At 50.1% G+C, this 20228-nt stretch carries 15 protein-coding genes; 8 read left to right on the forward strand and 7 right to left on the reverse strand.

Annotated elements, in window-relative coordinates; translation table 11 throughout:
* Window positions 1-419: 419 nt before the first annotated feature.
* The gene (locus ACO6UX_RS17435; RefSeq protein WP_422449661.1) at window positions 420-1298 is read left to right on the forward strand and encodes a hypothetical protein; all 879 of its coding nucleotides are present in this window, start codon (window positions 420-422) and stop codon (window positions 1296-1298) included.
* Between the two features lie 251 nt (window positions 1299-1549).
* On the opposite strand, the gene ACO6UX_RS17440 is transcribed toward ACO6UX_RS17435, so the two are convergent.
* Window positions 1550-2584: a type I glyceraldehyde-3-phosphate dehydrogenase gene (locus tag ACO6UX_RS17440; protein WP_422449662.1), complete on the reverse strand. Its 1035-nt coding sequence runs from the start codon at window positions 2582-2584 to the stop codon at window positions 1550-1552.
* A 184-nt stretch (window positions 2585-2768) separates the two neighbouring features.
* Between ACO6UX_RS17440 and ACO6UX_RS17445 the strand changes: the two genes are divergently transcribed.
* The 4 genes from ACO6UX_RS17445 to ACO6UX_RS17460 all read left to right on the forward strand — a co-directional run bounded on the left by ACO6UX_RS17445 (window position 2769) and on the right by ACO6UX_RS17460 (window position 7659).
* Window positions 2769-3842 carry a hypothetical protein gene (locus ACO6UX_RS17445; RefSeq protein ID WP_422449663.1) on the forward strand — a complete coding sequence of 358 codons (1074 nt, stop codon included), beginning with the start codon at window positions 2769-2771 and terminating at the stop codon, window positions 3840-3842.
* Between the two features lie 221 nt (window positions 3843-4063).
* On the forward strand, window positions 4064-5179 hold the full coding sequence (locus ACO6UX_RS17450; protein WP_422449664.1) for a hypothetical protein: 1116 nt from the start codon (window positions 4064-4066) through the stop codon (window positions 5177-5179).
* 223 nt (window positions 5180-5402) lie between these two features.
* Window positions 5403-6470 (forward strand): hypothetical protein, encoded by a 1068-nt coding sequence (locus ACO6UX_RS17455; RefSeq protein ID WP_422449665.1) that lies wholly within the window; start codon window positions 5403-5405, stop codon window positions 6468-6470.
* Between the two features lie 172 nt (window positions 6471-6642).
* Window positions 6643-7659, forward strand: coding sequence for a hypothetical protein (locus ACO6UX_RS17460; protein WP_422449666.1), 1017 nt, complete (start codon window positions 6643-6645; stop codon window positions 7657-7659).
* 68 nt (window positions 7660-7727) lie between these two features.
* On the opposite strand, the gene ACO6UX_RS17465 is transcribed toward ACO6UX_RS17460, so the two are convergent.
* The 5 genes from ACO6UX_RS17465 to tkt all read right to left on the reverse strand — a co-directional run bounded on the left by ACO6UX_RS17465 (window position 7728) and on the right by tkt (window position 15499).
* Window positions 7728-8966, reverse strand: coding sequence for a Bcr/CflA family multidrug efflux MFS transporter (locus ACO6UX_RS17465; protein WP_422449667.1), 1239 nt, complete (start codon window positions 8964-8966; stop codon window positions 7728-7730).
* Window positions 8967-9260: 294 nt separating this feature from the next.
* Window positions 9261-10226, reverse strand: a complete 966-nt coding sequence (locus ACO6UX_RS17470) for an adenosylmethionine decarboxylase (protein WP_422450536.1) — start codon at window positions 10224-10226, stop codon at window positions 9261-9263.
* A complete protein-coding gene (gene speA, locus ACO6UX_RS17475; RefSeq protein WP_422449668.1) occupies window positions 10226-12244 on the reverse strand; it encodes a biosynthetic arginine decarboxylase in 2019 nt (672 codons plus the stop codon). Before speA ends, ACO6UX_RS17470 begins: the two co-directional genes overlap by 1 nt.
* A gap of 36 nt (window positions 12245-12280) precedes the next feature.
* The gene (gene speE, locus ACO6UX_RS17480) at window positions 12281-13156 is read right to left on the reverse strand and encodes a polyamine aminopropyltransferase (protein ID WP_422449669.1); all 876 of its coding nucleotides are present in this window, start codon (window positions 13154-13156) and stop codon (window positions 12281-12283) included.
* 345 nt (window positions 13157-13501) lie between these two features.
* On the reverse strand, window positions 13502-15499 hold the full coding sequence (tkt, locus tag ACO6UX_RS17485; protein WP_422449670.1) for a transketolase: 1998 nt from the start codon (window positions 15497-15499) through the stop codon (window positions 13502-13504).
* Window positions 15500-15756: 257 nt separating this feature from the next.
* Between tkt and ACO6UX_RS17490 the strand changes: the two genes are divergently transcribed.
* The gene (locus tag ACO6UX_RS17490) at window positions 15757-16185 is read left to right on the forward strand and encodes a hypothetical protein (protein ID WP_422449671.1); all 429 of its coding nucleotides are present in this window, start codon (window positions 15757-15759) and stop codon (window positions 16183-16185) included.
* Between the two features lie 39 nt (window positions 16186-16224).
* On the opposite strand, the gene ACO6UX_RS17495 is transcribed toward ACO6UX_RS17490, so the two are convergent.
* Window positions 16225-17619 carry an Npt1/Npt2 family nucleotide transporter gene (locus ACO6UX_RS17495; RefSeq protein WP_422449672.1) on the reverse strand — a complete coding sequence of 465 codons (1395 nt, stop codon included), beginning with the start codon at window positions 17617-17619 and terminating at the stop codon, window positions 16225-16227.
* 285 nt (window positions 17620-17904) lie between these two features.
* Here ACO6UX_RS17495 and ACO6UX_RS17500 point away from each other — a divergent pair, with 285 nt between their 5' ends.
* Both ACO6UX_RS17500 and metK read left to right on the forward strand, forming a co-directional pair.
* A complete protein-coding gene (locus ACO6UX_RS17500; RefSeq protein WP_422449673.1) occupies window positions 17905-18867 on the forward strand; it encodes an ArsR/SmtB family transcription factor in 963 nt (320 codons plus the stop codon).
* A 101-nt stretch (window positions 18868-18968) separates the two neighbouring features.
* Complete coding sequence (gene metK / locus ACO6UX_RS17505) at window positions 18969-20132, forward strand: methionine adenosyltransferase (protein ID WP_422449674.1); 1164 nt, start codon at window positions 18969-18971, stop codon at window positions 20130-20132.
* Window positions 20133-20228 lie beyond the last annotated feature (96 nt).

Raw genomic sequence — 20228 nt, forward strand, 5'->3', positions numbered from 1 at the left:
CTCAGACTTTACAGGATACCAACACTCAGCTTCCACCAAAGTAAAAGGCAGGTATCGGCGATAAGTAGTTAACCAAATGAAATCATATATTTCTGACTAAGTTGTCAGTCACTCTGCGGCGTTGCAACTCCGGTCACATAGCTACGGCTATGCTCCCTACGTTGCGCCTTGCATAGCAACTGCCCACTTAGCCAGAAATATACGATTCCATTTGGCCAACTACTTAAAGCAAATTTCTGCGGGATTACCCGGTGATCTGATGTGAGTACGGCAATTATCTCGGGTTTCATCATTGGGGATGGTTGAAATTACCAGTTTATTCACTTTTTGTTGAACTTTTTGTGCTTTGGGAACTCTAATGCTGCTGTGTTTGACTCAGTCTATTAATAACAACTTATCAGACCAAGGGAGTGATAACGATGTTACGTGCTGACTTTTCTTCCCCCTCAACGACGTCAGCTTTTACAGCCGCCTCTGGAAATTCTGATGGATTTTCTGATGAAAAAAAACATACACAGGCCACAAACATAAAATTTGGCGATAGATTCAGAACCATTTGCCCTGTGTTTTCTAAACCTCTTTTAGATCAGGTCAATTTGGAAATAAATAATGATGATAGATATTTCTGTTCGGAGCTTGTCAATAATTTTCTGGACGGTCATCGTGGAGTAAGATATATAAATTCAAGCAATATATTTGAAAGTCTGGATTTTACTATTAATTCTGAAAATCCTTTATTCACCGCCCGTTTATGCTTTGAAATGCCAATTCAGTTTGATGAAAATAGTCATTTGATGAACAAGGAGGTATTTCAGGCCAGCTTGACTACTTCATCGGTTGCAATCCGGGCTCTATGCTCAGAAGCATTGGATAAAATGGCCGATGAATTTCAGTGGCGGGATCGTTCGGTAAACGTTGTGGGTATTTACCTCATTCGTTACCCGTTAATTCCCTCAAGGGGGATAAAAGGTATGCACTGGCATAAAGATCCCGGCAAAAAAAGTATGGTCGTTCAATTGAATGACAATACCAACGCAACCAAAACGGGTGTGAAGTATTCAGGAGGCGGGCTTAATATTGGCAAAAAGTCACCTGGTTCAAAAGTAACATTCCCTGTTAAAGGCACTGTAGAGAATTATCCTTATGGCCCTAATGACGAAGAAATCGGGAATGCCGGGTATATGTTTTCCAATGATCAAGGTGATCTGATTCACCAGCCTGAGGATATCGTATACCATAGCGAAAATAGTGACGATCTGGCAGAAAAACGCATCATAGTGGTATTAGTTGACGATTAAGGAATTCGAAAAGAGCCAAAAGTACGTTATTCAGGGACAATTCCTAGGAGCCTGTCGGACTTAAGCGTCCGTCTAGGCGACCCCGTAGCGAGGATTGCGAGAAATTGAGGATAAAAATTTCTGCTTCTGAGGAGAATAGCGGGGCTATTTGACGAAGAAGCAGGAATTTTTAGACCAATTTATCGCAACCGCACGACTGCATGGATGCAGGAGTTAGAGCAACGCAGGAGCAGTTGCCGCGTAGGACAGTCTTAAGTCCGACAGGCTCCTAGCCAGTAACCCGCAACATCCAGCATCCGATTGGCAAAGCCCCATTCATTGTCAAACCAGCATAGTAGCCTGACCAGACGATTGGCAGAAACCTGGGTTTGTGTACCATCAACGATGCAAGAGCGGGCATCATGGTTAAAATCCACTGAGGCGTGGGGCTCGTTGGTCATACCCAGTATCCCTTCAAGACGACCAGAGGTGGCCTGTTCCAGAATATGATTGATTTCTGCTGCTGAGGTGTTTCTGCTGACCTGAACTGTCAGGTCAATACAGGAAACATTAATGGTGGGAACCCGCACGGCACTGGCTGTAAATCGCCCCCTGAGTTCAGGCAGCAAACGGTTAATGCCTTTGGCAAGGCCTGTATCAACCGGGATGATGGAGTGCAGGGCGCTGCGGGTCAGACGCAGGTCGTTTTGATGATAGGCATCAATAACCGGTTGATCATTCATGGCGGAATGGATGGTGGTCATGGAGCCATAGTCAATCCCGAGGGCGTCGTTTAACGTTTTGAGCACAGGCACAATGCAGTTAGTGGTACAGGATGCACTGGAAACAATACAGTGCCTGGCGTTTAACTGCTGTTCATTGATACCGTAAACGATGGTTGCATCCACGTCCGGTTTTGCTGGCTGGGAAAAGAGCAGACGGGAAGCTCCCCGTTCAATATGAAGATTTGCGGTAGCCCGATCATTAAACGAGCCTGAGCATTCCAGTAGCAGGTCGATGTTCAGGTCTTGCCAGTTGATTTCCTGTGGATCTGGCTGGTTAAACACCCGAATGCGGTCATCGCCGATCAACAGGTGGCTATCGTCTGCCAACACCCGGCCCGGAAAACGGCCATGGGTTGTATCATAGCGGGTCAGGTAGGTCAGCGTGTCAATATTGGCCAGCTCATTGATGGCGACCACTTCCATACCATGCACAGGATGATCACGAAAGCCATTTTCATAGAGTGCACGCAGCACGCACTGGCCGATTCGCCCATACCCGTTAATGGCCACCCTGTATGTCATCGTTTGTTTGTTTCCAGCGGTTGTTAGCGCTGGGCATTGTACCGGAAAATATCAGGAATGTGACCAGTCTCTGAGCGCCTGCCCCAAGTTTCAGCAAACAATTATTCTTTTTTTTATAAATGAAACTTTTAAACATTCACTCAATCTAAGGGGGCATTATTAATAGAATTAAGGAATATATCTTATGATCTCCGGTAACCCAATACCGGCTCAAAATGGCTTGGGCACTGCTCAAGATGATCCGGCATCTACTGGTTCTGGCAGCTGGCTGGGGCGCGCTATTAACGTACTTAAAGCGGTGACCTGTTTTGTCTCGGGAGTAGCTGCTGTGGTTGCCCTGTCCACTGGCTTCTATATTGCGGCTGCGGTATGCGGGGCGATTTTCGCGGTGTCCGGATTATCCCTGCTGTTTGGCAATAGTCATAATAACATGGAACCATCAGGGGAAAGCCTACAGTCGCTGTCAGATGATCCTGATGATACAGGCGCAGTCGAACTGTGTAGCACTGATCAGTCAGAACCGGTCAGTCAGGTGGTCACCCGCAAGACCCATACTCCGTCCGATTATACGACAAGCACTGTTTACAGGGGCGCGTCGACACCGGTGAAGACAATGAGTCCGCCGACGGTTAATGTCAGTACCAGTAATGGCAGGGGCCTCCTGCCCAAGGCTGAACTGCTGAGGTGTCACAGTACACTGGACGATGGGATCAGAAATGTCCATGTGGCTCTTGATGCCATGAGGCTGTATAGCTTATCAGCCGACAGCCCGTCACTTTACAGGAAGCACATAGGTACTCTTAGAAGCAGTGAACCATTTGATGAAAATTTATTTTTGCTTATGGCAAAACGTTTAAAGGCGGATAAATCGGTTATTGATGGTCACCAGCAACTGGATAAGGCGGTCAAGATTGATTTGCTGGAGAAACTGGTTGAACAGCAGAAGGATGTGCCCAAAGTGCAGCTGGGGCATGTTAAAACCCAAATGGTCAATCTGGAAAACCTTAAAGAAGACCTGCAACGCCACTCCCCGTTACTCAACATTAGTTCAATACCTGATCCGGTACCAGAAAGTAACGTGTCACATATGAAGCGTCATGTGGATGCCCTGGATTCAGTGTTGGCCAACATTAGAAAGCGCTCGCTTGCTGACCTTATCGACGCTGATGACTCATTGCATGAACGGTTGTCAGAAGCGGATGCAGCGATTAAAAAATGTCGAAATATTTTAAATGGGACTGATCGTAAATATTATTGAAGCGGGCCATTTCAGGAACCCTGAAATAGCCTGTTTGAACAAAAATCACGGCTGCCATGGGGAAGGGTGTGCCATACCGAAAAATATCACATGTGGTCAATCCCCTGGTATTCCTCCAACCGGGGCTTGTTGCAGTAATATTTATTTTTTTCATAAATGAAACTTTTTAACAGGTGCGCACTCTAAAAAGGGAATTCTAAGACAATAAAGGAATATACTTTATGATCTCTGGAGCCCCGATAACCCCCCAAAATAGCTTGGGAGCTGCTCAAAATGATCCGGCATCTACTGGTTCTGGCAGCTGGCTTGGTCGCACTATTAAGGTTCTTAAAGGGGTGACTTGTTTTGTCTCGGGAGTTGCCGCTGTGGCTGCCCTGGCTACTGGTTTTTATGTTGTGGCTGCGGTATGCGGGGCGATTTTCGCTGTATCCGGGTTATCCCTGCTGTTTGGCAAAAGTCATAATGATGTGGAACCATCAGGGGCAAGCCCACAGTCACCGTCAGATGATCCTGATGATTCAGGCGCGGTCGAACTGTGTAGCACTGATCAGTCAGAACCGGTCAGTCAGGTTGAACTGTGTAGCACTGACCAGTCAGAACCGGTCAGTCAGGTGGCCACCCACAAGACGCATACTCCTGCCGATCCTTTGACAAACCCGGTTTACGGGGGCTCGTCGGCACCGTTGCAGCCAGTGAATCCGCCGACGGTTAATGTCAGCACCAATAATGGCATGGGCCTGCTGTCCACAACTGAACTGTTAAGGTGTGGCAGTGAGCTGAACGATGTGATCAGAAATGTCCGATTTGTTCTTGAGGCCATGAGGATGAATAGCTTGACAGGGCTCAGTGGTTCTGATTACAGGCAACGAATAGGTGATCTCAGGGCCAGTGAACCATTTGATGAAAATTTATTTCTGCTTCTGGCAAAAAATTTAAAAGTAGAGAAATCGGTTATTGATAGTCACCAGCAAACGGATAAGGCTGTCAAGATTGAGTTGCTGGAGAAACTGGTTGAACAGCAGGAGGAAGGATTACAAGCGCAGTTGCAGCATGCTAACACTCACATGGTCAATCTGGAAAACCTTGAAAAAGACCTGAAACGCTATTCCCTGGTACGCAGGATTATTTCCATACCCGATCCGGTCCCAGAAAATGAAGTGGCACAAATGAATTGTCACTTGGATGCTCTGGATACACTGTTGGCCGAAATTAGAAAGTGCTCGCCGCCTGGTTGCTTTATCGACTCCGATGGTTTTTTGCAGAGACGGTTGTCAGAAGCGGATGCAGTGATTAAGAAATGTCGAAATATTTTAAACGGGACTGATCGTAAATATTAATGAAGTGGGCTATTTCTGGGATCCTGAAATAGCCTGTTTGAACAAAAATCACGGCTTTCATGGGGAAGGCCGTTCTATACCGAAAAATACACCAATGTGGTTAATCCCTTGGTATTCCTCCAATCGGGGCTGTTCAGGTAAACAATTATTTTTTTCATAAATGAAACTTTTTAACAGCTGCACACTCTAATAAGGAAATTCTAATGCAATAAAGGAATATTTTATGATCTCTGGAAACCCTGCAACCCCGCCAAATAGCTTGGGAGCTGCTCAAAATGATCCGGCATCTCCTGATTCTGGCTCTTGGAAGGGGCGAGCGATCAAGGTACTTAAGGCAGTGGGTCTTTTTGTCTCGGGGGTAGTCGCTTTGCCTGTCGTGATTCTGGCTACAGGCGTTTATCTTGTGGCAACGTTATTGGGGGCAGTTTTCGTTGTGCCAGCAATACCCTCGCTGTTTGATAATATTATTCAAGCTGAGGATGCTTCAGAGTCCGATTCACAATCACCGACAGATGATGGTGATAAAGAAGAAGTTCTCGGCTATATTGGTACTTGCCCGATAACACGTAACTCTACTTACGAAAGTGTCTCTGGTCATTTCAGAGAGGAGATGTTTTACCGGAACCCTTCGGATCCGGTTAATACAACGAGGTCAGAGAGGGGCAATGAAATCCCCGGTAATCGCTATAAACCGGGTTTAGCTGACCTGGAGATGTGTAAGATTAAATTGCGCCTCGGGCAAGCAGAAGTTAATACAGTTCTTAATCACATATTTCTCCATTGCTTAAAAGACTGTCGCGATCTGACTCATCCCAGGGAACAATTGGATATTCTAAAAGTTAAAGAACCATTTGATGACAAGCTCTTTCTGGAATTGGCACAAATTTTACGCGTAGAGCAATCGATTATTAATGGTCACCAGCGTATTGATAAATCTGAAAAGATTGCGTTGTTAGAAAGGGCGTATAAACAGCTGGCGGAAGTGCCTGAGTTGCAACGGAATAGTATTTGTAAACTAAAGGAGGATTTCGAGAACATTAATCAGAACCTGCATGCCTTTGTTCTACCAGACAGTTTAATTAGCGAATCTGATGCGGTTTCAGATATTGATATAGCAACAATGAAGGAGCATGTGGATGCTTTTGATGCGCTATTATCCCGCATTGACAAAAGTGCCATTGCTGAACTGATCCGGGCTGATGAAAAACTGAAACGCAGGATGTCAAAAGCAGCTGAAGCTGTCCAGAAATGTAGAAATATTCTTCACAAACCACACCGTAAATGGTCGTGAGTGGTCTATTTCAGTATCCCTGAACCAGAGAAAGTTCAGGGACCAATTCTCGGACAGCCTCCCAGGCATTCCTCCAGCCGGGGCTTGTTCCAGCAGCAATTATTTTTTTTCATAAATAAAACTTTTTAACAGCTGCACACTCTAATTAGGGCATTCTAAAGGAATATAATTTATGATCTCTGAAGCCCCGATGCCCCCCCCAAATAGCTTGGGATCTGCTCAAGATGATCCGGCATCTACTGGTTCTGGCCGCTGGCTTGGTCGCGCTATTAAAGCACTTAAAGCAGTGACCTGTTTTGTCTCGGGAGTAGCCGCTGTGGCTGCCCTGTCCACTGGCTTCTATGTTCTGGCTGCGGTATGTGGCGCGATTTTCGCGGTGTCCGGATTATCCCTGCTGTTTGGCAATAGTCACCATAACGTGGATCCATCAGGGGCAAGCCTGCAGTCATTGTCAGATGATCCTGATGATACAGGCGCAGTCGAACTGTGTAGCACAGATCAGTCAGAACCGCTCAGTCAGTTGGCCACCCACAAGACCCATACTCCTGCCAATTATACGACAAGCTCGGTTTACAGGGGCGCGCCGACACCGGTTAGACCGGGTTTAGCTGATCTGGAGACGTGTAAGCTCGAATTGTGCCGCGGGCAAGGAAAAGTTGGTATTGTTCTTAATCACCTATTTATCCATTGCTTAACAAACGCTCCCGACCTGTTTAATCCCAGGAAACAATTGGATATTCTAAAAACTAAAGAACCATTTGATGACAAGCTCTTTCTGGAATTGGCACAACTTTTACGCGTAGACCAATCGATTATTAATGGTCACCAGCGTATTGATAAATCTGAAAAGATTGCGTTGTTAGAAAGGGAGTATCAACAGCTGAAGGATGTGACTAAGGTGCAACAGGATCACACTCTTAAACTAATGGCGGATCTCGATAACATTAAACATAACCTGAAATCCTTTGTTCTACCAGACAGGTCAATTCGCGTACCAGATCCGGTTTCAGATATTGAGAGAGCAATAATGAAGGAGCATCTGGATGCTTTTGATTCGCTGTTATCCCGCATTGACAAAAGTGCCATTGCTGGACTGATCCGGGCGGATGAAAAACTGCAACGCAAGATGTCAAAAGCAGCTAAAGCTGTTCAGAAATGTAGAAATATTTTTGCACAAACCACACCGTAAATGTGAGTGAGTGGGCTATTTCAGCGTCCCTGAACCAGATAAAGTTCAGGGACAATTTTCGGACAGCCTTAACCTACCGTTACAGGCGCTTCTATTTCTCCTTCTTTCTTTACCAACGACAGTGAAGCGATAGAGAGTATTCCGCAACCAGCCATCACCGCTGCCATGGGAATGGCTGTTCCATCATGCAGGTAACCAACCAAAGCAGAGGCAATCCCCCCCATGGTAAAACGCAGTGCGCCTGCCAGGGCATTTGCTGTTCCTGCCGATTTGGGGAAGTGGGCCAGGGCCAGGGCGTTGGAGTTAGGACCCGTCAAGCCAATACAGGCGATATAGCAGGCAATCGGGATCATCAGTCCGGGCAGGCTGCCAAAGCCGGTAACCGTGTTTAGCAGGAGCAAAAGTGCAGAGACCGCTGCGATCAGGCTGCCTGAGCGCAGAATCGTAAACAGTTTGAACTGCTCAACCAGGCGGATATTCACCATATTGGTGATCCCCATGGCCAGGATGTTAATGGCAAAGAACAGCCCATACTGTTCAGCGGGGATGCCAAACAGCTCAATGTAGACGAAGGGAGAGCCGGAAATAAACGCAAACATGCCACCAAAGAAAAAAGCATGGCAGAGAATACAGCCAATGGCTTCCCGGTTTTTCAGGATGTTGGCGTAGTTCAGTGCCAGTTGTACTGGCGACACCATAAGCCGGTCTTCAGCTGGCAATGTCTCCTTAACCCGGAAAAAGGCCAGAATTAATGACAGGCAGGCGGTTATCGCCAGAAAGATAAACAGGCTCTGCCAGCCAAAGAACTTGAGAATCTGCCCGCCCAACAGTGGCGCAGCCAAGGGTGCCACGGTCATGACCATGAGAATGGAGGACAGTGCTTTGGCTACCTGTTCCCTGGGGAACAGATCCCGGATCATGGCCGGAATCGTCACCATAATGGCCGCTCCGGCCATCGCCTGCAGTACCCGGACAATAATCAGCTGGGTGGCGCTGGTACACAGGGCGGCCAGAATATTGGTCAGGATATAGAAGATGATGCCCGGGAACATGACCGTTCTCCGGCCGAACCGGTCCGATAACGGGCCACACACCAGCTGGCTTATGGCAAAGCCAATGGTATAGGCACTCAGCGTGTACTGTATCCGGCTTAATGGCTCCCCCATGCTCTTTGCGATGGTGGGCATGGCGGGCAGGTAGAGGTCAATGGCCAACGGCCCAAGTGCTGTTAGCGCCCCCAGGGTCAGAATCAGGAACAAGCGCTCGCCCCGGTTCTCTGTTGTTACCAGATGAGTTGACGTTGTCATTTTTCAGGCTCATATTTTCGGGCAGCCGGGAGTTTGGGTTTCAAGAGGTTTTTGTCCCGAAATGGCGGTGGCTGCATTTATATAAAAATTGTCTGACTTAACAGCCGAACCGCTGTAGCACTTTGAGAAATGCACGACACTGGTTTATTGTTTATGAGGGAACGTCTTGTCCGCTAAAGCAATGGTTGGTAACGGACAGGTAACGGCATCAATTTATAGTTTATACGGCTATAAATAATTCTTTCATAAAAGCATTAAGCGATAAATAGAAAAGTACACTTGTATAAATAGTACTTACCATGCATTTACTGCCGGTCGCTTCTCTGGTGATAATTTTTCTGCCGCCACGTTCCTGTGATTCGGGTGCTGGAAGTGATTGAAGCTCATGCGATAGCCGCAGCTTAATTGGATTTCACCGGTTGCAAGACATTGGTATGGCGTATTTTCCGCCAGTAACTCTTCTGGTCGCCGGGCATTAAAACCGATCAGATCCCAGCAGCCAGGGTTCAGCTGTTTCAGCAGTATGGTGACAATCGGTGAGTTGGCCAGATCAAGGTTGGTGGCAAAACTGACGTATGAGCTGTTTTTATGCGGTGTGATATGGATGGTGGCATAGCGGTTACCCCGAATCGCATTCAGGGAGTAACCACAGGGGGTAAACAGCCAGTCGCTCAGGGCAAAGTCCGGAAACAGCCTGTTCAGTTTAAGCAAACGACGGATGTCTTTAATCGTCTGGTGCTCACAGCGCAGGCTGTCAGCATTCTCCCCCCGGATATGGTACATCAGCAGTTCGCTGGTGGTGTCATCAAGCGCTGGTCCATAGGGCTTGTCCAGATGGAATACAAAGCTATGATGGCCATCCGGATAGCCCAGACGAAAGGCACAGCCGGGCACACGCTGGCTCAGTCGGTCAACGTCGTCCATAAAGGAAGTCTTCTGAAGATGGGGCTGGTACTCATTTTTGCGCTGGAATCGGGCGCAGCGGATATGCTCCAGAGGCGTCTGTTCAAAGAAGTAGAGGGCTGCATCCACCAGGGTAGTGGTGCCACAGGTAAGCATCAGAAACCGGTCATGCCAGACGAACAGGCTGGATTCCGATAATAGATAAGCGTCACAGTGTTCGTTGCTGAGAATGGTCAGGATGTCGGCCCGGGCTCTGGCCACCATCTGTGCCCAGAAGCTTCTGCCCAGGGTCCTCAGGGAAATCCATTCCGGGCTGGTGACGATCTCTATTTTCTTTTCCGAGCCTTCAAAAAACATCACGGCAGGCTCCCTCCGATAAACTCCAGGTAGGTGTAGCCCCGGAGCCCTGATTCCAGTTCCGCCAGTATGGCCCGCTGTTGTCCTGGTGGCAGGTTTTCCCTGACCAGCTGCCGGTAGGTGCGAAGAAAGCTTTCCGGCTGCAGGTTGACATAACGCATCACCTTTTCCACGGTATCGCCCGCCTGGTAACCGGTGACTTCCACTTCTCCCTGCCCATTGATGTGGACCGAGGCCACATCGGTATCCCCGAACAGGTTATGCATATTCCCCAGAATTTCCTGGTAGGCACCCACCATGAAAATACCGATCAGGAACGGGTCTGCCGGTTGCCATTGAGGCACTGGCAGGGTGGTTTCTATGCCCTGGCCGTCTACGTACTGATTAATGACGCCGTCGGAGTCACAGGTGATATCCAGCATTACTGCCCGGCGGCTTGGCGGGCGATCCAGACCGGACAGGGGCATGACCGGAAAGATCTGATCAATACCCCAGGCATCGGGCAGGGATTGAAACAGGGAGAAGTTCACATAGAACTTGTCTGCCAGTTTGTCACTGAGTTCATCAATCAGCGGGCGATGGGCCCGGATGTGGGGGGAGAGCCGGGCTTTCAGTTCATGGCAGAGTCGCAGGCTGGTGTTTTCTGCCCAGGCCCGGTGCTCAAGCCCCAACAGTCCCATGGCAAACTGGGTGTGGACTTCTGCCAGGTCAGCCTGGCTGTTGTGATAAATCTCGGTCAGGGTGCGTTCACCCCGGCTATGACTCAGGTCTTGCCAGGAACTCCACATATTATGCAGCAGAAGGGGGGCATCCGCGCTGGGTGGTGTCAGTACTTCCGGTTCATAGCTTTCCACCCCCAGTATATCGGTGATCAGCACCGCGTGGTGTGCCACCAGGTGTCGGCCCGACTCGGAAATAATACCCGGAACCGGCAGGTCGTACTGCTGGCAGATATCGCCCAGGGTGAAGACGATATTGTTGGCGTACTCCTGCAGGCTGTAGTTCATGGAGCAGGAACTCTGACTGCGAGAACCTTCGTAATCCACCGCCAGGCCGCCGCCCACATCAACAAACCGGATCGGCAAGCCCATACGGTGCAACTGGGCATAAAGGCGGCCACATTCACTGACACCCTTGCGCACATCCTGGATATTGGCGATCTGGGAACCCAGGTGGAAGTGCAGGAGCTGCAAAGACTCCTGTTGCCGGGCCTGCTTTAACCGTTCCACCGCAAGGAGTACCTGGCTGGCGCAAAGACCGAACTTGGATTTTTCCCCACCACTGGCCTGCCACTTGCCTTTGCCCTGAAAAGCCAGACGTACCCGAAGGCCCAGACGGGGCTGAACACCCAGGCTGGCCGCTTCACTGAGCACCATGTCCAGTTCGGTGAGCTTTTCCAGAACAATAAAAACCTGATGACCCAGCTTTTCCCCGATCAGGGCCAGGCGAATATACTCCCGGTCTTTGTAGCCGTTACAGATAATCACTGAGCTGGCCCGTTTGGCCAGGGCCAGAACCGCCAGCAGTTCCGGTTTGCTACCCGATTCCAGGCCCAGCTGTGGCTGTTTGCCGGAGGACTGACTGTTCAAAATATCTTCCACCACCGTCCGCTGCTGGTTGACCTTGACCGGGTAAACGGCCAGGTATCGATGGTTGTAACCGTAATCACGGATGGCCCGGTTAAAGGCGTGGCACAGATTATCCAGACGCTGATGGATAATCTGCGGAAAACGCACCAGCACCGGCAGGGATACGCCCTGACGGTTCAGCTGACTGGCAATGGTACTCAGTTCAACCGGTGGCGTGCCCTTGATATTGACCGTGACATGACCCTGATCGTTCAAATCAAAATGATTCTGGCTCCAGAAACGGATGTTATAGGTGGAGCGTGCCTGATCAAGGTTCCACCCGTCGCGATCCTTAGTGCCAGAATATTGCGGATCTCTGGCGGTTAACGCTTCAGTCCCATCGCTGCTCCCGGCTGGTGTTGTGTTCGTTAACTCTGTTTTTTTCGCCATTACCTGCCTTAACCCCCGGGAGGCTGCCTTACTGCTTTACGCCATTGCTTCTGAAATAGCTGTTTCAATGTAACGGGGCAGGGCGAAAGCTGCCTGATGGACCGATGGAGTATAGTAGCGCGTGGTAATACCGCTGAGGGCAAACCTTGCTTCGAGTTCGACCAGGGGGATATGGCGGGCTTTAAGGTCATCGGTGCCCCAGGCAAAGGTCATGATGCCACAGGCGTAGGTGGGAACGGCGGCGCTGTAAAAATGCAGGTCCGATACATAGCTGGCCAGGCGATGGGCGGTGGTTGTTACCTCATTCAACTGCATAAACGGTACCCCGTTTTGGGCAACGAAAATGCCTTTATCAGTCAGCAGTCGTTTGCATCCCCGGTAAAATTCAGAGGAGAACAAGACTTCCCCCGGACCGATAGGGTCGGTGCAGTCAGAGATAATAACATCGAAGCTATGGTCGGCGATCCCGTGGTTGTTGACGAACCGGACGCCATCCTCAATCACCAGGTTAACTCTCGGGTCATCATAGGCCCCGGCACAATGGTTCGGCAGCCACTGGCGGCAGAGATCGACCACAGCCCGGTCAATTTCCACCATGGTGACCTGTTCAATGGATTGATGCCGGAGTACTTCCCTGAGCATACCGCCATCGCCACCGCCAATAATCAGTACGCGCTTTACCTTGCCATGGGCCAGGATGGGCACATGGGTCAGCATTTCATGGTAGATAAACTCGTCTTTTTCGGTGGTTTGAATCACGCCGTCCAGGGCCATGATGCGGCCAAAGAACCGGTTCTCAAAGATGATCAGATGCTGGTGTTCGGTGTGATCTTCAAACAGCAGCCGGTCAATCGAAAAATTCTGTCCATAGCCTGAATACAGTGTTTCCTGATAGGTATCTTCGCAGTGCATTGTTGCCAATCCTGTCGATAAATAAAAAGAACCGCAAATACTCGTTGTATGCCGATGAATCTGTTGAATATTGGACCAATAGCCAAATGATTGGCAGCGGGCCTGATGGGGAAACGGTTGTTCACGGGTATGAACTTTGGTTATTCCCTGTTGCCGCAAGGCCCACCCAGGGGAAATAAGACGACATTGTCAGATTGAAATGTTTTATTTTAAAAAAGCTGAATTAAACCTGCATGGATATCGGATGCCAAGTTGGGAAAGTGAGGAAAAAACGGCCAACAGTGTAGATGGTCGTTTTCAACGATGAGAGGACAGCCATCCCTTTACCGGGATGGCTGAATGGATTTACCCGAGCAGTTCTTCGGCGATTGCCACGATATTGTCAACAGTAAAGCCAAAGTATGGGAACAGGTCTTCTGCCGGAGCGGACTCACCGTAGGTGGTCATGCCAATAATGCGCCCATCCAGGCCAACGTACTTGTACCAGAAGTCAGCAGCAGCGGCTTCAATCGCAATACGGGCAGGCACTTCCAGGGGCAGAACGGACTGTTTGTACTCAGCATCCTGGGCATCAAACACATCCGTGGATGGCATGGAGACCACACGTACTTTATGTCCCTGGGCAGAGAGAGCCGCCTCGGCGTTCATAGCCAGTTCTACTTCTGAGCCGGTAGCTATCAGAATCAGCTCAGGCGTACCTTCACACTCTTTCAGGATGTAACCACCCCGTTCAACCCGGGCAATCTGTTCATCGGTTCTGGCCATGCATGGCAGGCCCTGGCGGGAGAAGATCAGGGCACTGGGGCCATCAACACGTTCGATGGCATGTTTCCAGGCGACGGCAGATTCTACCGTGTCACATGGACGCCATGCATTCATGTTCGGTGTCATGCGCAGGCTGGCGATTTGCTCGATAGGCTGGTGGGTTGGACCATCTTCACCCAGGCCGATGGAGTCGTGGGTGTAGACCAGGATTGAGCGCTGTTTCATCAGCGCGGCCATACGGACGGCGTTGCAGGCGTATTCCATAAAGACCAGGAAGGTTGCGCCGTAAGGAATGAAACCACCGTGCAGGGCAATACCGCTCATCATGGCGGTCATGCCGAATTCACGGACGCCGTAAAACAGGTAGTTGCCATCAGCATCGTCACGCTTGATGCCTTTGGAGCCGCTCCACAGGGTCAGGTTGGAGCCCGCCAGGTCTGCCGAACCACCAAGCAGTTCCGGGAGGATCGGACCGTAAGCGTTCAGGGTGTTCTGGGAGGCCTTACGGCTGGCGATCTTTTCACCTTCCTGTTGGCAGGACTTGATATAAGCCGATGCCTTTTCGGCAAAGTCAGCGGGCAGATCACCTTTCTGGCGACGGGTAAATTCTGCCGCAAGCTCCGGGTATTCGGCCTGATAGGCTGCGAACTTTTCATTCCAGGCGGTTTCTTTGGCGGCACCGGCTGCTGTGGCATTCCACTGGTTGTAGATGTCAGCAGGCACTTCAAACGGTGCATGCTGCCAGCCGAGACGCTCGCGGGTCAGCTTGATTTCATCATCGCCTAACGGCGCGCCGTGGCACTCCTCTTTACCGGCTTTGTTGGGTGAACCAAAGCCGATAATGGTTTTACAGCAGATCAGCGTGGGTTTGTCCTGTTCGGCGCGGGCGGCTTCAATGGCGGCTTTGATCGCTTCAGGGTCGTGACCGTCAACCGCCGGAATGACATGCCAGTTGTAAGCTTCAAAGCGCTTGACGGTGTCGTCGGTGAACCAGCCTTCCACTTCACCATCAATGGAGATGCCGTTGTCATCGTAAAATGCCACCAGTTTGCCCAGGCCCAGGGTGCCCGCCAGGGAGCAAACTTCATGGGAGATACCCTCCATCATGCAGCCATCACCCATAAAGACGTAGGTATGGTGGTCAACAATATCGTGCCCAGGCTTGTTGAACTGAGCGGCCAGTGCCTTCTCGGCGGCGGCCATACCAACGGCATTGGCGATGCCCTGGCCCAGGGGACCGGTGGTGGTTTCAATGCCCGGTGCATAACCATACTCGGGATGGCCTGCCGTTTTGGAGTGCAGCTGACGGAAGTTTTTCAGGTCATCAGTGCCCAGATCGTACCCGGTCAGGTGCAGCAGGGAATAGATCAGCATGGAACCATGGCCATTGGACAACACAAAACGGTCACGATCCACCCACTCTGGATTGGCGGGGTTGTGATTCAGATAGTCGCGCCACAGCACTTCAGCAATATCAGCCATCCCCATGGGGGCACCGGGATGACCGGATTTGGCTTTTTGTACGGCGTCCATGCTGAGGGCGCGAATGGCATTGGCAAGCTCACGACGTGAGGACATGGGAATCTTTGCTCCTGGGAATCCAGTCTGGTTAAATTCGCGCGCTAGTTTAGCGAAACCGGCAGCATTCTTCATCCATATTGGTTTACTGACTAGATGCAGAGAAATAATCTGCTATTACTGTCTGTGAGATTGAAAACAACAGGTGAGATGGAAAACAAGGCAGGCCTATTAATGAAGTGATTGAAACGTTGAACTATCATCGGTGCGTGGTGTCACATATGTACGTGTTTTGTACGTTGAATTCCGGAGGCTTTATGAGCCCCTTAACTGGTACCCAACCGCTCCCCAGGGATAGTTTTACCACGCCAGAATCAAAGAAGGAGAAGGCTGTCGATAAGAGAGCCATGTCGATAGAGTCAAAGCAATCCTTGCCACAGAGTAACCAGAGAGGGCTGTCAGATTACAATATCAAGGTTGACGGTAAAAGAAATGCCATAACTGTCGGTGCAGAAGGAAAAATGCACGACGAATACTGTGCAAAATGCCGGATGGCCGCTGACCAGCAGAATAACTCCAATACCTGTGTCAGTAAAAAGGAAGTGATGCATGACTACCGCCAGGATGGCATCTGGTCCTGGGGTCTGAATGGCGTGAACATTGCAGGTTATCCTCAGTGTCCTGTGCCTGGTTGTGCAGGCCATATTCCGGAAGGCGCAATGCTGATCGGTAAGCACTGGAGATAAAGACAGGCTTCATAATCCGGGCATCAGTTGGTCAGCCTCCTAGAGTTCCGTTCGCTCATGGTAATGTCTGCCCAAATGCTTGATGGCGATCAGCCACAGGGCAATGGCCAGTATAAAAGCCCCTGCCAGCCAGGACATGGCAAGGCTGAGGGAGCCAAAAAGGGTAATTAAAATCTGTTGAAAAAAAGAGCTGCCTGACTTGCCAACCCGAGTCACCACTAACTCAATAGCTGCTTTTCCCTTGTACTTTCGCTCAGCATCAAGAGGTACGAAAGTGATCTCTTTGGTGGCATCAAACAGCGTATATTTTGCCGACTTGCCAAGGGCATGGCAGTACATGCCGATCTGCAAGCCGATCATGGTCAGATCCATATAACAAATACCGAAAAAGCTGACCTGTGATTTCTGAAACATGGCCAGGAGAAAAAAAGGCAGGGCCGTGGCTGTCAGAATAATGGGGGTTGCGAAAGCCGCTGCCCACCAGCTGATCTTCAGCAGGGTTGGCGTTAGCAGACCACAGATAAGACTGCCTATGCCGCTGATCATGGCCACCTTGCCCATAAACATCGAGTAGTCTGCCTCGCAGGGGTACAGCTGCACCAGCTGGCTTTTCCAGGCCAGCTCAACCATGTTAATGGCGATGCAATAAGCCAGCATAACCAGCGCAATGCTGGCCAGGTACGGGCAGCGCAACAGGTATCGTGCGCTGGCCAGCAACGGCAGGTTGGTTGGGGTGTGTGTCTTCCCGCTGGCGCTACCTGTGAGTTTGTTCGAAGTTAAGCGGTAGCAGTATTCATTGAGCAGCAGAATCAACAGCCCGAAAAGCACGAACAGAAGTGATAAGATCTCCAGGCTCTCCTGCCAGCCTGAATCCGGGGCCATAACTCCCCTGGAAACGCAGTAGTAAAGCATAGGGCCGGAAATAATGGATGCGCTGCTGCCGATCATGGTGATCAGGGGATATTGCCGGGTGGCACTCTGGGCATTGTGGAAATCATTGACGGCTGTCCAGAAGAGGGTGCAGATCACCGCCGATCCCCAGAGTTCCGCCACGGCAAAGAACAGCGTCAGGGGCCAGTAATAGACCATGCCGACAATAAATTGCAGGTTTTCATGGATGAGTGGGGACAGCAGGGCAAGCGCTGCGGTGGGGGCGAAAGACTCCAGGTTTGGATGGATCACCATGGAAAACAACGGCATCCAGATCAGAAAAGGGATTAATGCAACGGCAAACAGGGTACGTTTACTGAGCCGGTTAGCCAGAAAGCTGTAGGTGATTAAAAAAATAAAAGCGACAGGCATGACAACGATCAACTTGATGAAGGGAATGGCTTCCGCACCAAGCCGGGTTATGAGCAATGACTCTTTCAGGTTCCAGAGTATGTCAAAGTTGAAGGTGCAACAGGACAGCATGGCAATTTGCAGATAAAGCATCGAATTGGAATTACCAGCAACGTTTCTGGATGAATTTTTAGTCATATACCGCGTGTTTCCTACCTCCCGTTATTGCTTCCAGATACTGATGCTCAGCAGGCTGTTGTCATTCAGGCACAGAAAGTGCTGGATAAATATAGTGCAGAGATTGGATTTCTTGTGTCTATTGATTGTATATAAAAATATTTTGATATAGATTTTGGCTCTTGCTAAACTTCCCCCTTCGAATATCCCGGTAAATGAGTCAATGATTTACTGTGCTTAAGTGATTGGAAAGGATGACGTGTGTTGACGGATGCTTTTGAGCAGCTGGCCACGGTGAGCAAAGCCAGTGGCGATGTTCTGAGATTACAGATTCTGAGGGTCTTGAGCACAGAGTCTCTCGGTGTGCTGGAGCTGAGCGGTGTGTTTGCCATGCGTCAGCCAGCCATGAGCCATCATTTGAAGGTTTTGTCTCAGGCCGGGTTAGTCTCAACCCGCAAAGAAGGCAACACGGTTTTCTACCGTCGGGCACTGCCCACATCGGCAGGTCATCTTGAAGGGGTTGTCCGCTCATTGTTTCAGGCGGTGGATGGTATACCGCTACCTCAAGATCTTGCCGAACAGCTTCAGGCCATTCGCCTGCAGCGGGCGGAACTGTCCCAGGCATTTTTTGCCCGCAATAGCGAAGAATTCCGTCAGCACCAGGAGTTGATTGCCGAGCACCAGCTCTATGCTGAAACGGTGGCAGACCTTATTGAGACTACCGACTTTCCTGAACAGAGCCTGGCCCTGGAGCTTGGTCCCGGTGAGGGAAACTTTCTGCCAATACTCGCCTCTGTGTTCAAGCTGGTTTACGCACTGGATAACTCGGAAAAAATGCTGAGTTACTCCCGGGCGCTGGCCAAACAGCAAGGCATTGGCAATGTCACTTTTGTTCATGGCGAGATCCAGTCGCTGAGCAACATGACCAGCGCCTTTGACTGTATCGTCATCAATATGGTGCTGCATCATGTTCCCAGTCCGGCGGACATCTTTAACTGGTCTTCCCGGCTATTGAAGCCTGGTGGGAGCCTGTTTATCAGTGAACTCAGCCATCATGACCAGGACTGGGTTCGGGAGTCCTGTGGTGATCTGTGGCTTGGTTTCAGTGCCAGTGAGTTGGCTCAATGGGCGGATAAAGCGGGATTAATCAGCGGTGAATCCCAGTATCTGGGGTTACGCAATGGTTTTCAGATCCAGGTCCGACGTTTCTTCCTTGCCGGATAAACGATGACCTGGTTAACGCCTCAATTGAACGTATTTTATGAGCAGATGGTTTCATGAAATCAAAGAGGCGCACTCAATTTTTTCAAGAGGGTAAAACGGCTATGTCTGAGTATTCGCTATTCACATCGGAGTCGGTATCTGAAGGGCATCCAGACAAAATTGCTGACCAGATTTCTGATGCTATTCTGGACGCCATCATCAAGGATGACCCGGAAGCACGGGTTGCGGTAGAAACCATGGTGAAAACCGGCATGGTGATTGTTGCCGGTGAAGTACGCACCACCACCTATGTTGATATTGAAGAGCTGGTTCGTAATGTCGTCACCAGCATTGGTTATAACCATGGAGACCTGGGCTTCGATGGTGAGTGCGTTGCGGTTCTGAATGCCATTGGCAAGCAGTCTCCGGACATCGCCGTTGGTGTTGATGAAACCGACGAACACGAACAGGGCGCTGGTGATCAGGGCCTGATGTTTGGATATGCTACCAATGAAACACCGGTGCTGATGCCTGCCCCTGTTTACTATGCCCATGAGCTGGTTAAGCGCCAGGCGCAGTTGCGCAAGAATGGTGTGTTACCCTGGTTGCGTCCTGACGCCAAGAGTCAGGTAACCATGCGTTACGACCAGAATGGTAAGGTGCAGAGTGTCGATGCTGTGGTGCTTTCTACCCAGCACTCTCCGGATGTCTCTCTGGATGAAATTCGTCGTGAAGTGCTGGAGCAGATTATCAAGCCTGTATTCCCGGAAGGCTGGCTCCATGAAGACACCAAATACCACATTAACCCGACGGGTATATTTGTGATTGGCGGGCCTGTTGGTGACTGCGGTCTGACCGGACGCAAGATTATTGTTGATACCTACGGAGGCATGGCCCGTCATGGTGGTGGTGCCTTCTCCGGTAAGGACCCATCCAAGGTTGATCGTTCTGCCGCCTACGCCGGTCGTTATGTCGCCAAGAACATTGTTGCCGCCGGTTTGGCGGATCGTTGTGAGATTCAGGTGTCCTACGCCATTGGTGTTTCTGAGCCTACCTCGATTTCTATTAACACGTTTGGCACCGGTAAAGTGTCCGATGAGCGTATCGTTGCACTGATCCGTGAGTATTTTGATCTGCGTGCCGGTGGACTGGTGAAGATGCTGGATCTCAAGCGTCCAATCTATCAGTCCACGGCAGCCTATGGCCACTTTGGCCGGGAAGAGGCCGAGTTCACCTGGGAGCGCACCGATAAAGCGGAACAGCTTCGCAAGGCTGCAGGCCTTTAATTTTTCCTTCTTCAGGCAGCCGGTTGGCTGCCTTTTTTACCTGCTTTTCTCAATACTCTTTCCTTTCCTCTGTATTGTTCTACCTTGCCAATAAAG

The organism is Endozoicomonas sp. ALB091 (assembly GCF_049310265.1).
In the GTDB taxonomy this organism is placed as follows: domain Bacteria; phylum Pseudomonadota; class Gammaproteobacteria; order Pseudomonadales; family Endozoicomonadaceae; genus Endozoicomonas.

Bases quoted from the DNA above. Each gene is read 5' to 3' on its own strand.
- ACO6UX_RS17495 (WP_422449672.1), bottom strand. From the start codon at position 17,619: ATGCTTTATCTGCAAATTGCCATGCTGTCCTGTTGCACCTTCAACTTT.
- ACO6UX_RS17460 (WP_422449666.1), top strand. From the start codon at position 6,643: ATGATCTCTGAAGCCCCGATGCCCCCCCCAAATAGCTTGGGATCTGCT.
- ACO6UX_RS17445 (WP_422449663.1), top strand. From the start codon at position 2,769: ATGATCTCCGGTAACCCAATACCGGCTCAAAATGGCTTGGGCACTGCT.
- ACO6UX_RS17450 (WP_422449664.1), top strand. From the start codon at position 4,064: ATGATCTCTGGAGCCCCGATAACCCCCCAAAATAGCTTGGGAGCTGCT.
- metK (WP_422449674.1), top strand. From the start codon at position 18,969: ATGTCTGAGTATTCGCTATTCACATCGGAGTCGGTATCTGAAGGGCAT.
- ACO6UX_RS17470 (WP_422450536.1), bottom strand. From the start codon at position 10,226: ATGTTTTTTGAAGGCTCGGAAAAGAAAATAGAGATCGTCACCAGCCCG.
- ACO6UX_RS17465 (WP_422449667.1), bottom strand. From the start codon at position 8,966: ATGACAACGTCAACTCATCTGGTAACAACAGAGAACCGGGGCGAGCGC.
- ACO6UX_RS17455 (WP_422449665.1), top strand. From the start codon at position 5,403: ATGATCTCTGGAAACCCTGCAACCCCGCCAAATAGCTTGGGAGCTGCT.
- speA (WP_422449668.1), bottom strand. From the start codon at position 12,244: ATGGCGAAAAAAACAGAGTTAACGAACACAACACCAGCCGGGAGCAGC.
- ACO6UX_RS17490 (WP_422449671.1), top strand. From the start codon at position 15,757: ATGAGCCCCTTAACTGGTACCCAACCGCTCCCCAGGGATAGTTTTACC.
- speE (WP_422449669.1), bottom strand. From the start codon at position 13,156: ATGCACTGCGAAGATACCTATCAGGAAACACTGTATTCAGGCTATGGA.
- ACO6UX_RS17435 (WP_422449661.1), top strand. From the start codon at position 420: ATGTTACGTGCTGACTTTTCTTCCCCCTCAACGACGTCAGCTTTTACA.
- ACO6UX_RS17440 (WP_422449662.1), bottom strand. From the start codon at position 2,584: ATGACATACAGGGTGGCCATTAACGGGTATGGGCGAATCGGCCAGTGC.
- tkt (WP_422449670.1), bottom strand. From the start codon at position 15,499: ATGTCCTCACGTCGTGAGCTTGCCAATGCCATTCGCGCCCTCAGCATG.